Origin of the sequence: Paenibacillus sp. FSL R5-0486 (assembly GCF_037975155.1) — a bacterium.
Taxonomy (GTDB): Bacteria; Bacillota; Bacilli; order Paenibacillales; family Paenibacillaceae; genus Paenibacillus; species Paenibacillus amylolyticus.
Genome location: NZ_CP150237.1, coordinates 6,600,607 through 6,613,923, shown reverse-complemented (window position 1 = coordinate 6,613,923; position 13,317 = coordinate 6,600,607). Strand labels below are relative to the sequence as shown.

The following is a 13,317-nucleotide window of genomic DNA, read 5'->3' as shown; positions in this document are numbered from 1 at the left end:
TGTAACGAACACTATATCATTTGGTTGGGTCTGATGCCATCCAAGTGGTTGGTTACGTCAGCCATCATCTGCCCTACTATGGAATACAGAGATAAGGGGGAAGCGCGATGGAGGTTGTTATTCACGCAGTGGTTCTGGCGTTTGGCCTGATCTTGCCACTGGGTGTGCAGAATGTATTTATTTTTAACCAAGGCATGAGCCAGAGGCGTTATATACATGCCCTGCCTGCTGTAATAACGGCAGGGGTCTGTGATACGTTGTTAATCGGGGTAGCCGTTGGAGGTGTGTCGCTCATTTTGCTGCAATGGGCATTTCTGGCGAATGTGTTGTATGCAGTAGGAAGCCTGTTTCTGCTATATATGGCATGGAGTATTTGGAGGTCGTCCGAATCTGTGGAAGGTTCGCAGACGGTAATGTCAGCAGGGAGACAGATTGCGTTCGCCGCATCCGTATCTTTACTCAATCCCCATGCTCTGCTGGACACGGTTGCCGTGATTGGCACCAGTTCACTTCAGTATGAAGGGGTGGAGCGCATTTATTTTGCCCTAACAGCCGCGGCTGTATCGTGGATATGGTTCTTGGGACTTGCAGGCGCAGGCAGGGTGATTGGCAGAACGGATCGAACTGGACGCATCAGTCTGGTGTTTAATCGGTTGTCCGCTGTGGTCATGGTTGGGCTTGCGTGTATGATGCTGTGGAAGCTCATCTATTCATAGAAGGACCGTGATGTGGCTGGCACAACTTGTTAAAATAAAAAAAATCCCCGTGACGTTAATCGCACGGAGAGTTCAATGTGGATGCTGAATTTGGTAATCAGCATAGCCTGTTGAATTAGTTATTGAGTAGGAATATGTAGTGCTCGATAATGCATCGGTATTGCGTCTCTTATATATGGTTGGTCATTTGAATTAGGGTCATCGTAATCGGATCTATTCCGCCTTCAGCAACATGGATTCAATAAACACTTTCAGATCACGGCTTACACTGTTCAACTGATCAATGACCTCGCTGAACTCGGTTACCAGCACCGCTTGTTGGTTGCTAGACTGTGAGATGGATGTGATCTCCTGCTCCATCTGCTGAATGGAATGCTGAACATCTTTCAAGGAACGTTCGATATTCACCGTAGCTTCTTTGGTACCTGTAGAAAGTTTACGCACTTCAGATGCAACGACGCTGAATCCTGCGCCTGCTTCACCTGCTCGGGCCGCTTCGATGGCTGCATTCAGGCCGAGCAGATTGGTCTGTTCTGAGATTTCACGGATGAATGCGGCGACTTTGTTCACTTCGCCTGAGTTCTGCACAGCCATGCGGGTATTATCCAAAATCTGTGTGGAAGATGCCGTCAATTGCTCGGATTGGGCGGCTACCGTCTGCACCATATCTGTTAATTTTCCGCTGATACCACCGATCAATTCAGTGAAGTACTCCAGTTTTTCCTCGTTCTGAAGAGAGAAACCAATGGCAAGTGTGCCCACGATATTTCCTTGTTCATCTCGAAGTGGGGTGGCCGCCGAGTTGATTGATGTGCCATAGAATTTCGCATCAATACGGTTCGCTGAAGTTTCCCCATGTATAAGTGCCCGGCGTAGTGTAGGGTCATCGAGGGAAACGGGGTCTCCTGCCTTGATGCCCAGATCGAGTTCATTGCTCGGTACATAATACCAGAACTTCTCGGTATCGGTTACTGCAATCATGATATCGTGTTCTTTCAGCATAATTTTAAAATGTGGACTTGCTGCAACGAGTGCTTCAACGATGTTCAATAAGGTTCAGCTCCTATAATGTATGTGTATCATCTAGATGTATTGTATACATCGTCAGAATGAGGTTGATCTTGAAGGCCTGATAAGGGCATAACGTATATTAATTAAATTTTTAACAAATGAAACAGGGGAATTGATGATTTTCAGAAATTTATGAAAATATAACGAAAAAGCAGACAAGAACATGATGTTCTTGTCTGCTTTGGCTATCCACCTATGCCTTATGACACGCTCCACTTCACGTTATGAAAACTGATTTACGTAAGGGATCACCGCGCCAGCGTTACCTCATCCGTTGCGTGAAGAGGTCATCCTGACGGTAAAGATATATATCCATATGCAGGAATACGCGGTTGAGTTATATTGCGTACTGTTGTTATCCGCCAATCTGGGACATGCGGCGTACCGTCGGCGTGTGCGATTGCATTTTTTGTTCCAAAGCCAGAGCCATCTCATGATTCTTTGGTTTCGTACCCAGCGCTTTGAGGAAAAGTGCCGCCATGGCATTCGGATCATCCACGAAGCGGCGAACATTATACTCATCCGACCAGTAGAGGCAGGCTTTGATATGTCCGTCAGCGGTCAGCCGAAGTCGGTTGCAATTGTCACAGAAGTGATCGCTTACGGGATGAATCAATCCAAATGTGCCTTCGGAGCCCACAATTTTCATATTTCGTGATGGGCCATTGCCCGCAGGGCCTTTTGTATTTTCTACCGTCCAGCCTGCTTCAGCACATACATCAGTCACGGCTTCCAGCGGCAAATAGGATTTGCGCCATGAATCCGAAGCCTGTCCAATCGGCATATATTCAATAAAACGCACATGAAGAGGTTGATCAATCGTCATTGCAATAAAATCCTTGATTTCATCATCGTTGATACCCTTCATCAGCACAACATTCAGCTTGATCGGAGCAAGGCCAGTAGCTGTTGCAGCTTCAATGCCTTTCAGTACCTTGTTCACATCTCCGCCGCGGGTAATCATGGAGAAGCGATCAGCGCGCAGGGAATCCAGACTGATGTTAATCCGGTTCAACCCAGCATCTTTCAACGCCTGAGCTTGTTTGTCCAGCAGAAGAGCGTTGGTAGTCAGGGCAATATCGTCAATCCCGTCAATTGCCGAGATCATGCTGACGAGCTTGTGCAGATCCTTCCGTACCAGCGGTTCGCCCCCCGTGAGCCGAACTTTACGCATGCCCATCGGAGCAAGCACTTTCAGCACCTGTGCAATCTCTTCGTAGCTCATAATCTCATCATGTGGAGCAAACTCCATACCCTCTGCGGGCATGCAATACACACAGCGTAAATTACAGCGGTCCGTAACAGAAATACGGATGTAGTCATGTATCCGGCCAAATGAATCCTGAAGCAGTTCCATGCAGACCACCCTTTCATCGGTTCAGATTGGAAATCTTCTATTATAAATGATACGACAATTTCAAAAGGAACAGTTGCATCAAATTTTAGCTATTTCTCCAATCCGCGTCAACGATGACGTCAGATGACAGCATTTTTGGCGGGGTGATTCAGATGGAATTGTCCCACGAGTTGTTGCAGAAAAACCGTAATGGCTTCCACGTTATGCGAAGAATGCTGAACCTGCAACATATCCCGGATCAGCTCCATCATCTCTGCTTCTACCTCGGCGGAAGTCGCCCGATTCTGATGGCTGATTGCAGCAATATTCTCCATCAACATGACCACTTGATCCACGACTTGAGTGCGTTCAGGTTCTTCGGCGGTAGCATTTTGCAGAAGTTGCGAAGCGGCCTGAACCAGTGTTGTTCCTTCAGCCAGTACCTGATCACCCTCTGTGATCAATTGAGATGCAGCTCCTGCTGCCGTTGAGATTCGGTCCAGAATCTGATGAATATTTTCAGTTGAAGAGCGGGATAACTCGGCTAGCTTGCGGATTTCCCCTGCCACGACCGAGAACCCTTGGCCATGTTCGCCCACGCGTGCGGCTTCAATGGTAGCATTCAGAGCCAGCAGGTTGGTCTGAGCTGAAATTTCATCAATGACAGCCAGTGCACGGTAAATCTCTTTCATGGTATCCATGAAGGACAGGATGGTACGGTTAGTATCGGATACCGCTCCTGAAATTTGGGTCATTTTATCGCCGATTCGTTCCACTTCCTGCTGGGCCACGCTGATCTGTTCGGTAGCAGAGGTCTCCAGTTGTTGCAGCGTTATGCGCATGTGATCAGCAGCGATCTTGGCCTGGTCGAGATCTTCCAGTTGGGTGCGAATGGCCTGAATCATCGAACCAAGCTTGTGGTTCACACGTTCAGTCGTGCCTTGGGTTGTCTCTGTTGAGGTTCGCATCTGATACTGGTTGTCCATAACGTCTACCGTGGCAAGTTGTACCTTCAGCATAATGCCTTCGAGAGAATCAATCATGTTGTTGATCCACTTCGCCAGTTCACCTGATTCATCTTGGGCAAAAGCAGACGTGTTCAGGCGCTGGGTCAGATCACCCCTGCCTTCGGCGTTAATTCGAATAAATCGGCTGATGCGACGCAAGTCTTCATGAACTCGTTGATATTGGCTACGATGCAGCTGTAGTGCAGTGAAGAATCCAAATAACACGTTAAAAGCGGCCATTGCTGCCGCGCTCCAACCACTACCAGTGAAGGCATAGACAAGAGCTGCTCCTGCAACGCCTGACAAAAGCGTGAAGAGACTGTGTTGCTTGAACTGGCGCCAGCCGATGCTTCGTATCCGATACACTTCCTCCAGATCCCCTTCACACATCATGCCCCAGCGATCAGGACAGTGTGGCAGCTGGAAGGTGATGCCTTTGCCGATCACAGAAATATGGCGGTAATCCGAGTAGCCGGGAAAGGCTACGAACAGATTGGAACCATTCTGAATGGTGTTTGCTACTCCGGGGTGTAGTTCTCCGGTCGACGGGTCAGTGAACATGAGTTCCAACTCGGTATGCTCCTTAACGGAAACGATACCCCATTCGGTGGTGACACCATCTTTGAGATTTTCCCCATGTGTAAAAGTACGGTCCTCGAAGCGGCTTCGGGATAAGGCGGTGCCTGGTTGCAGATGGGGCCGTAATATTGACTCAGCCATAAAGAGGTAATTGTCACCAGAATCAGGATAGATATGACCAGATTCTCGTTGGATCAGGTCACCGAGTACATCCCCGGGAACACGGCTGCATAATGAACCGACATATCGACCTTCCTGCAGGATTGGGGAGATAAACAGCAAGGTGACATCATCGTGAAAAGCGGACGAGCGTGGACCAATATCCAACGTCAGTGGATCAGAATATGGGCCATATAAGCATTTTTTGCCATGACGATCTGCTCTGGAGTATTTCAATCCTGGTCCAATTAAAGCTTCGTAATCTTCATAGATCTGTCCAATATGTTTCTTATATGTAGAGAATACCACCTGATTCTGTTCGTTCAGCATGAATAGCTCCGCACTGTCTACGGCTCGAATATAACTGGATTGAAACCATGCATCTAGTTTGCTTAGTTGCTGTGAACCTTGTAATACATCCTGTAATTGGACCGACTGTATCTGTTGAAGCAAACGATCCAGGTGATTCCATTGTTCATCTGCCCAGTCCATCATAAGCTGTCGTCTCGTTTCGGCAATCCCCTCAAAAATCTGTTCCACATCTTCCTTTATATGTGCGTTCAACCGATAGGATCGCCACAGCGGCAATCCTTTTCTCCATCCCAGCCAATCAAACATCATGACCACCCCGATTTCTGGATTCTATATTCAATCTTTATACAAGAAAACGAACAAGAATACGAGGGGATATGTCATATTTTCCGAATATTTAATCAATAAATACAAATGATTGTGCGCTTGTTGTTAGGTGAAATGAATGTTAGCTATCTACGAAGAAAACTCACATGTATGTATCTGAGAATCCGTCTCATTTTACATTGTGTAACATGAACAGGTCCATACTCAAAACACACTGTATAATGTAATCCCCGCCCAAAGCGATATAGTATTATCTAACAAGCAAAACCTGTTACGTTTGTGTATATAAACCTCCCATTCAGCCTTGGTGTGTAATGAAAACAACTTCCCACAAAGGAGAATGCCCATGTCCTCCATATCCTCAGCCACAGTCCCCGAAGCCTGCCATATTGATGTAGATCATGTGTCCGTTGTTTTTGGTACAGGTACACAACAAGTGACTGCCTTGTCGGATGTTACATTCCAGATCCAGTCTAATGAGTTTGTCTCTCTGCTGGGCCCTTCCGGCTGTGGCAAGTCGACCTTGCTCCGGCTGGTGGGTGATCTACTTCAACCTACCTCAGGCACCGTTCGCATCGCAGGTCAGGAGCCTGAGCGGGCTCGACTACAGCGACAGTTCGGCATTGTCTTTCAGACACCCGCCTTGTTCGATTGGCGCACCGTTCGTCACAATGTGGAATTGCCCTTGGAACTGCTGGGTACCCGCCGGAAGGAGTGCCGCCGCATTAGCGGTGAACTACTTGAAATGGTGGGGTTAACCCGCTTCGCAGACCATTATCCATGGCAGCTCAGTGGCGGGATGCAGCAACGTGTATCCATTGCACGTGCACTTGCACTTGATCCGCCATTGCTGCTCATGGATGAACCCTTTTCCGCCTTGGACGAATTCACGAAAGAAAAGCTTCAATTGGAGCTGCTTGAGATCAAGCGCTCAACAGGCAAGACCTTCCTCTTTGTCACACACAGCATCCCCGAAGCCGTATTTCTGTCCGACCGGATCATCGTGCTCTCGGCACATCCGGGGCAAGTACATTCCATTCATTCCGTCAATCTGCCTTCCGAACGTCATAGTGAACTGAGAGAAACGGAAGCCTTCTACCACATGATTACAACCATTCGCAACTGCTTCTACGAGGAGCGTGATGAATCTCATGTCCCTGCGGTTCTTTAAACCGGGATATCGATCCTGGGTTGTCATCTGGATTATGACCATATTGGTGCTATGGGAAGGAATCGCCTGGATACTCCAACTGTTCTTGTCACCCCAGCAGGCGGCGTCTCGCCTTCCTTATCTGCACGAAGTCCTTGCAGCCTTGTTTCGTTACTCGAGTACGCTCGCAGAGCAGGGGGCTGTCACGTTTGGCAATGCAGCCATTGGTTTTGGAGGGGGAACGTTGCTTGGTCTGGGTCTGGCTCTACTCATGAGCGGGGCTGTCTGGCTAGAGCGCACGTTATCTCCATATGTTGTCTCCTCACAGATGGTTCCGGTTATTGGTCTCGCACCAATTGTGTACGGGATCATCCACAATGCGGAGTGGGCCCGAATTGTTATGGCCGCGTATGTCACTTTCTTCCCGATCATCATCCATACATTAAAAGGATTGAAAAGTGCAGCACCAGAGCATCTGGAACTTATGCGTTCCTGTGGAGCTTCACTGACTGCACGATATATCAAATGTCTGCTACCCTCAGCACTGCCGGGACTATTTTCTGGTATGAAAATAGCCGCTCCGCTGGCGGTGACCTCCTCCATCGTTGTGGAATTGATGGGCGCCCCCGACGGGCTCGGCGTCCTGATGGTCAGTTCGTTATATTACGGCCATGCCCAAGTTGGCATGTTCTGGGCCACCATCATGCTTAGCATTGGCATTGGCCTGATCTCGTATCTGGCCATCAGTCTGGCTGAACGTTGGCTAACCCCCTGGCAGCCTGAATTCAGGGCCAAAGGAGGCGATGCCACATGAGTGAAGGTAGAGTTTTGCAACGGAAGCGTGATGAAGGTGTGGCTATTGCTGCTGTAACTGGCGCGGCTACGCCCCTCACGGGTTCACAGATAACATCTGCTCCAGGATCAGAAATTCACGGACAACAGGGACAAGCCGAAAAGGCCAAATTGGGTACCAGCGTTCGCAGGCGCTCAATTGTACTGAGTATGCTTCCTTGGGGTGCGGGTGTGTTGTTTCTCACCCTCTGGCAGCTCAGGGTGTTTCATTGGATATTTTCGTTGGAAAGCTACCAACTGCCCGTGCCTTCCGCCATTGCGGCATCCATTCAGGAAAATGCCAATATGCTCTTTCGATATGCGATGTACAGCGGAACCGAAATGCTGGGAGGCTTTTTGCTCGGTTCATTGTTGGGTGCTCTGGCGGCAGCGGGTGCATCGTTCTTTCCAACAAGCGGCAGGGCCGCGGTTACGGTTCTGTCTGCACTTAATGCTGTTCCGATCGTGGCCCTTGCCCCGATTATGAATAATTGGTTCGGTGATGGGATCTGGTCCCGTATTGCTGTTGTCACGGTGATTACAATGGCCGCCATGGCCGTCAGCCTGTTCAAAGGCCTGACTTCCATTCAGCCGCAGTACAGTGATTTGCTGAGTGGCCTTGCCGCGAGCAGGATGCAGTTTTTTTGGAAACTGAGACTGCCTCACGCGCTGCCTTCCCTATTCGCCGGTCTGAAGATCAACATGTCGACCAGTATTATCGGGGCCATTGTGGGTGAATTTTTCATCGCCTCTCAGGGGCTCGGGTACTTGCTCTCGGATCAGATTCGACTGGCGAACATGCCTTTGGCTTGGTCCTGCATTGTCATCGCAGCCGCGCTCGGCATTGTGTTGTATGAAGCGGTTGTCCTGGCAGAAAAACGACTCATTCCGTGGAATCGTGCACGCATAAATCCTTAACTTACATCAGGGTACCAACCATAGATTCATAGATCGTAATACCTGATAGAGGTTGTTCAAAAAGTCCACGGTACTGAAAAGCAGACTTTTTGAACACGGACTGATGCTTGATAAATCGTATATAAACAGGGGGTTGTTCTGTACATGTACAAAACGTTGAAGCCGGGTTTGCTGGTATTGGTCCTGTTGGTTGTTATGATGCTGAGCGCATGTTCTACGAAGTCCGAGCCGGCGGCTGAACCTGCCGCTGCGAGTTCAGGAGGGACGGGAGAAGCAGATCAACCGTTAACCAAAGTGAAAATTCAGCTGAAATGGGTGCCGCAGGCGCAATTTGCCGGGATCTATGCAGCGAAGGAAAAAGGTTTTTTTGCAGATGAAGGCATTGATGCCGAGATTATTCCGGGTGGTCCGGATATCGTGATAGAGCAGCAGGTGGTCAATGGTGCGGCCGATGTGGGCATTACGGGTGTAGACAGTTTGCTGGTCAGCCGGGATAACGGTCTGCCGCTTGTCTCGCTCGCCCAGATCTCACAGAAGAGTAGCTATCGCTTGATTGCCAAGAAGTCCTTAGGTATTACTGATCCGGCTCAGATGAAAGGCAAGAAGGTCAGTACCTGGTTTGGCAGTCAGCAGTTTCAGGTGCTCGCGTTTATGGAGAAGAATGGCCTGGATCCGAAGAAGGATATTGAACTGGTGAAGCAGGGGTTCACGATGGATCAGTTTTTCAACGATCAGGTAGATGTGGCGACGGCAACAATCTATAACGAATTTCACGTGGTGCTGGAAAGTGGGATGAAAGAATCCGATCTGGATGTATTCAATATTGAAGATGCCGGTGTTGGGATGCTGGAGGATACGCTGATTGCCAAAAAGGATTGGGTAGACAGCAACCGTGAGCTTGCGGTCAAAGTGACCCGTGCCATTTTGAAAGGCTGGAACTACGCCATTGATCAACAGGATGAGACGGTGGATATCGTGATGAGTAATGTGACGGATGGCAGCACCACCCGTGAACATCAGGTCACGATGCTCGAAGAGATTGCAAAGCTGATCCGCCCGGAAGGATTTACGGAACAGCAAGTCGGCAGCTTTGTGGATGAGTCATTTACCCGAACTGCGGATATTGCACTGAACTATGGCTTGATCAAAAAAGCCGCCAACCTGGATGAAGCGCTGGAGAAAAGCATCTATGAAGAAGCTGTGAAATAAGCGCGTGGAGGAGGATGACGAATGAGTTCTGTGGATCAGCAGCCTCAGCCGCTTGGCAGTACGAAGGAAGAATGGCTGGAGAAGGATCGCAAATACGTATGGCATCACATCTCGCCTCATAACGATCATCCGATGATTGCAGTGAGTGGGGAGGGTAGCTGGATTACCGATCAGGATGGTACGCGTTATCTGGATGCGATGTCGGGACTGTGGTGTGTGAATGTGGGGCATGGCCGTGAGGAGATTGCGCGGAGTGCCTATGAACAGATGAAAGCACTCGCTTATGTACCGATGACACAGAGTCACGAACCAGCGATTTTGCTGGCGGAGAAGCTGAATGAATGGCTGGAGGGGGAGTATCGAATATTCTTCTCCAACTCAGGTTCAGATGCGAATGAGGTGGCTTTCAAAATAGCCCGTCAGTATCACCATCAGAATGGTGAGCCTACACGGCATAAATTCATCTCCCGTCACCGTGCGTATCACGGCAACTCCATGGGCGCACTGGGCGCCACCGGGCAAGCCGCTCGCAAGATCAAATACGAGCCACTCGGCGTAGGTTTCTCTCATGTTCCACCACCGTATTGTTACCGCTGTCCGTTTGGACGAAACAAGGATGGATGCGGACTCGAATGTGCAACCATCTATGAAGAGGTGATTCGTTGGGAAGGTCCTGAGACGGTTGCCGCAGTAATTATGGAGCCAGTGATTACAGGAGGCGGCATGATTGTGCCCCCGCCGGATTATATGCGCACCGTGCAAGAGATCTGTCAGCGCTATGGCGTGCTGCTCATTGTAGATGAGGTAATCTGTGGTTTTGGCCGCTCCGGGCAGAAGTTTGGTCATCAGAACTATGGTGTACAGCCAGATATTGTGACGATGGCAAAAGGCATGACCAGTGCCTATTCGCCGCTATCGGCAACGGCCGTGCGAGCCGATCTGTATGACACGTTCCGCGAACCCGGACCGGATGCCCATTTTCGCCATGTGAATACCTTTGGTGGTAATCCGGTGTCCTGCCGAGTTGCACTGGCGAATCTGGAGATTCTGGAACGAGAGAATCTGGTCAGCCGCGCGGAAGAACTGGGACATCTGCTTCGTGAGAAGCTGGAGCCATTGCTGGAGCTGTCCATTGTGGGGGATATCCGTTCATTCGGGTTCGCCTGTGGCATTGAATTGATTGAAGCAGACGGGTCTCCTGCGGAGGCGGACAAAGTAATGAAGGTACTCGCCAGTTGTAAAAGGGATGGCATCCTGATTGGCAAGAACGGCGATACCGTGCCGGGGTTTGCAAACATTTTGACGATCTCTCCGCCATTTGTCACGACCGAGGATGAGTTGGATCTGATCGCTGGAAGTTTGCTCATTGCGCTACGTAGTCTGGACGCAGGTTAGTTGCCATACACAGGTACGACAGACGTTTACGGTTTAGCAAGCAAAATGAAAATTTTCATATCATTACGCGAAAATAAGCGCAAGGAGGCGAGGAAGGATGCAGACCACAACAGGCAAAGTCATTAATCAGCTTCGGCTGAATGAGCGAATTGAGCAGTTGTCACAGATTGGCCGAATCGCGGAGACGGGTGTTTGCCGACTTGCCCTGACCCCGGAAGATATGGATGGCATCATACAAGTTCGTCTCTGGATGGAAAATGCCGGTCTGACGACACGACTTGATGCCTTCGGTAATCTGATAGGTCGTCTGGAAGGTGCGGATCAGTCGTTGCCGATCCTCATGATTGGTTCCCACATCGACTCTCAGCCTTATGGCGGTCGATATGATGGAGCGATTGGTGTGCTAGGCGCGCTCGAAGCCGTGCAGTGCCTGATCGAAAATGGCATTCAGCCCCATATGCCAATTGAGATAATTGCCTTTTGCGATGAAGAGGGTTCCCGTTTTAACAAAGGCCTGTTCGGCTCACGTGGTATAACCGGTCAGTTGGAAGAAGGCGAACTGGAGCGGCAGGATAAAAACGGAGTGACCCGTCGGGAGGCGCTGGAAGCCTTTGGCTGTTCTCCTTCGGATTTTGAAGAGGCGATCTATCCGCCAGGTTCCATAGGCAGTTATCTGGAGTTGCACATTGAGCAGGGGCCGGTGCTGGAAGCGTTGAATGCACCAGTAGGTCTGGTGACGGGCATCTCGGGTCCGTTGTGGCTTACGGTGACAATGAAAGGCATGGCGGGTCATGCGGGCTCCGTTCCGATGGGGATGCGGCATGATGCTTTGGTAGGCAGCGCCAAAGTCATTGCGGCTTTTGACGATATGGTGAGAGAAGACCCGGAAGCTCCAACCGTAGGTACGGTGGGAAGTTTGAGGGTGTTTCCAGACTCACGGAACATCATCCCGGAGGAAGTCAGCTTCACGGTTGATTTACGAGACATGGAGATGGAGCGCAGGAACCGGCTTGAAGCCCGATTGATGAACATTTTGGATGACGTGAGTTTCCGATATGGTCTAACCTACTCGCTGACAGAGGATACGAATAGTGAGCCGCGGTATTGTGCAGAGCCAATCAAGTCGGTGATTCGTTCATCCGCGGAAGAGATCGGGGTTACTTTGCCAGAACTGATGAGTGGTCCGTTCCATGATGCGTTGGCCCTATCGCTTGTGTGTGATTATGGCATGATTTTTGTCCGCAGCAAGGACGGCATCAGTCATCATCCCAGCGAATATTCCTCCCCGGAGGATATTGGACTCGGCACGGAAGTGTTATATCGCACCATTCGGAGGATGTGTAGTGGAGTGAACCAACCAATCATTTTACCTGAGGAGGCGTTGTGACGTTATGAGCAAAATCAGCATCGGATTAATCCAGGCTTCTCATGAAATTGAAGGTTCGGCTCCCGTTGAGGTACACAAAGAAGCTGCGGTTCAGAAACACATTGCGCTGGTCCGTGAAGCGGCTACAAGAGGCGCCAAGATCATCGGGTTGCAGGAAGTATTCTATGGGCCGTACTTTTGCACAGAGCAGAATCCCAAATGGTATGCATCCGCTGAACCGGTGCCGGAAGGACCGACGACCAGACGTTTTCAGGAACTGGCGAAGGAGCTTGCGGTGGTGATTATTTTACCTGTATACGAGGTGGAGGGCATTGCTTCGTATTACAATACGGCAGCCGTTATAGATGCGGATGGTACGTATCTGGGCAAATACCGCAAACATCATATCCCGCATGTGGAAGCAGGTGAGGGCACGAATGGGTTCTGGGAAAAGTATTATTTCAAACCAGGTAACCTTGGGTTTCCGGTATTTGATACGGCCTACGCCAGAGTCGGCGTGTACATCTGTTATGATCGTCATTTTCCGGAAGGCGCACGATTGCTCGGGTTGGCGGGGGCAGAGATTGTTTTCAATCCGTCCGCTACGGTTGCGGGTACATCGGAATATCTGTGGAAACTGGAACAGCCTGCTCACGCGGTAGCTAACGGCTATTATGTAGCGGCCATCAACCGGGTTGGCGTGGAAGCGCCATGGAATATGGGTGAATTTTATGGACAGTCGTACTTGGTGGACCCGCGAGGCAGAATGGTAGCGATCGGCAGCCGGGATCAGGATGAGGTCGTCATTGGCGAGATGGATACGGAGATGATTCGTGAGGTGCGTAATGTGTGGCAGTTCTACCGCGATCGCAGGCCGGAAACGTACGAACATCTGGTTAGTCTGTAAAAGTAGCTGGAAGCTGCGCGGATCAAACTTCAGG

At 50.0% G+C, this 13,317-nt stretch carries 11 protein-coding genes; 8 read left to right on the top strand and 3 right to left on the bottom strand.

Annotated features, from left to right (window positions below):
• Positions 1-107: 107 nt before the first annotated feature.
• Positions 108-716: a LysE/ArgO family amino acid transporter gene (locus MKY01_RS29285; RefSeq protein ID WP_253503758.1), complete on the top strand. Its 609-nt coding sequence runs from the start codon at positions 108-110 to the stop codon at positions 714-716.
• Between the two features lie 213 nt (positions 717-929).
• On the opposite strand, the gene MKY01_RS29280 is transcribed toward MKY01_RS29285, so the two are convergent.
• The 3 genes from MKY01_RS29280 to MKY01_RS29270 all read right to left on the bottom strand — a co-directional run bounded on the left by MKY01_RS29280 (position 930) and on the right by MKY01_RS29270 (position 5,489).
• Positions 930-1,766 carry a methyl-accepting chemotaxis protein gene (locus tag MKY01_RS29280; RefSeq protein ID WP_282320060.1) on the bottom strand — a complete coding sequence of 279 codons (837 nt, stop codon included), beginning with the start codon at positions 1,764-1,766 and terminating at the stop codon, positions 930-932.
• Positions 1,767-2,142: 376 nt separating this feature from the next.
• The gene (gene moaA / locus MKY01_RS29275) at positions 2,143-3,144 is read right to left on the bottom strand and encodes a GTP 3',8-cyclase MoaA (RefSeq protein WP_253503755.1); all 1,002 of its coding nucleotides are present in this window, start codon (positions 3,142-3,144) and stop codon (positions 2,143-2,145) included.
• A 119-nt stretch (positions 3,145-3,263) separates the two neighbouring features.
• Positions 3,264-5,489, bottom strand: a complete 2,226-nt coding sequence (locus MKY01_RS29270; RefSeq protein ID WP_339284520.1) for a methyl-accepting chemotaxis protein — start codon at positions 5,487-5,489, stop codon at positions 3,264-3,266.
• Positions 5,490-5,853: 364 nt separating this feature from the next.
• On the opposite strand from MKY01_RS29270, the gene MKY01_RS29265 reads away from it, so the two are divergent.
• The 7 genes from MKY01_RS29265 to MKY01_RS29235 all read left to right on the top strand — a co-directional run bounded on the left by MKY01_RS29265 (position 5,854) and on the right by MKY01_RS29235 (position 13,283).
• A complete protein-coding gene (locus tag MKY01_RS29265; RefSeq protein WP_100528372.1) occupies positions 5,854-6,678 on the top strand; it encodes an ABC transporter ATP-binding protein in 825 nt (274 codons plus the stop codon).
• Positions 6,659-7,471 carry an ABC transporter permease subunit gene (locus MKY01_RS29260; protein ID WP_100528373.1) on the top strand — a complete coding sequence of 271 codons (813 nt, stop codon included), beginning with the start codon at positions 6,659-6,661 and terminating at the stop codon, positions 7,469-7,471. The genes MKY01_RS29265 and MKY01_RS29260 overlap by 20 nt, the downstream gene beginning before the upstream one ends.
• The gene (locus tag MKY01_RS29255) at positions 7,468-8,406 is read left to right on the top strand and encodes an ABC transporter permease (protein ID WP_339284518.1); all 939 of its coding nucleotides are present in this window, start codon (positions 7,468-7,470) and stop codon (positions 8,404-8,406) included. Before MKY01_RS29260 ends, MKY01_RS29255 begins: the two co-directional genes overlap by 4 nt.
• A gap of 144 nt (positions 8,407-8,550) precedes the next feature.
• Positions 8,551-9,615, top strand: coding sequence for an ABC transporter substrate-binding protein (locus MKY01_RS29250; protein WP_339284516.1), 1,065 nt, complete (start codon positions 8,551-8,553; stop codon positions 9,613-9,615).
• A gap of 21 nt (positions 9,616-9,636) precedes the next feature.
• Positions 9,637-11,010 carry an aspartate aminotransferase family protein gene (locus MKY01_RS29245; protein WP_339284514.1) on the top strand — a complete coding sequence of 458 codons (1,374 nt, stop codon included), beginning with the start codon at positions 9,637-9,639 and terminating at the stop codon, positions 11,008-11,010.
• A gap of 97 nt (positions 11,011-11,107) precedes the next feature.
• On the top strand, positions 11,108-12,397 hold the full coding sequence (locus MKY01_RS29240; protein ID WP_339284512.1) for a M20 family metallo-hydrolase: 1,290 nt from the start codon (positions 11,108-11,110) through the stop codon (positions 12,395-12,397).
• A 4-nt stretch (positions 12,398-12,401) separates the two neighbouring features.
• The gene (locus MKY01_RS29235) at positions 12,402-13,283 is read left to right on the top strand and encodes a nitrilase-related carbon-nitrogen hydrolase (RefSeq protein ID WP_339284511.1); all 882 of its coding nucleotides are present in this window, start codon (positions 12,402-12,404) and stop codon (positions 13,281-13,283) included.
• The last annotated feature ends 34 nt before the right edge of the window (positions 13,284-13,317 follow it).

Coding starts and splice junctions, on each gene's coding strand:
- MKY01_RS29250 (WP_339284516.1), top strand. CDS start 8,551: ATGTACAAAACGTTGAAGCCGGGTTTGCTGGTATTGGTCCTGTTGGTT.
- MKY01_RS29270 (WP_339284520.1), bottom strand. CDS start 5,489: ATGATGTTTGATTGGCTGGGATGGAGAAAAGGATTGCCGCTGTGGCGA.
- MKY01_RS29255 (WP_339284518.1), top strand. CDS start 7,468: ATGAGTGAAGGTAGAGTTTTGCAACGGAAGCGTGATGAAGGTGTGGCT.
- MKY01_RS29265 (WP_100528372.1), top strand. CDS start 5,854: ATGTCCTCCATATCCTCAGCCACAGTCCCCGAAGCCTGCCATATTGAT.
- MKY01_RS29245 (WP_339284514.1), top strand. CDS start 9,637: ATGAGTTCTGTGGATCAGCAGCCTCAGCCGCTTGGCAGTACGAAGGAA.
- MKY01_RS29285 (WP_253503758.1), top strand. CDS start 108: ATGGAGGTTGTTATTCACGCAGTGGTTCTGGCGTTTGGCCTGATCTTG.
- MKY01_RS29240 (WP_339284512.1), top strand. CDS start 11,108: ATGCAGACCACAACAGGCAAAGTCATTAATCAGCTTCGGCTGAATGAG.
- moaA (WP_253503755.1), bottom strand. CDS start 3,144: ATGGAACTGCTTCAGGATTCATTTGGCCGGATACATGACTACATCCGT.
- MKY01_RS29235 (WP_339284511.1), top strand. CDS start 12,402: ATGAGCAAAATCAGCATCGGATTAATCCAGGCTTCTCATGAAATTGAA.
- MKY01_RS29260 (WP_100528373.1), top strand. CDS start 6,659: ATGTCCCTGCGGTTCTTTAAACCGGGATATCGATCCTGGGTTGTCATC.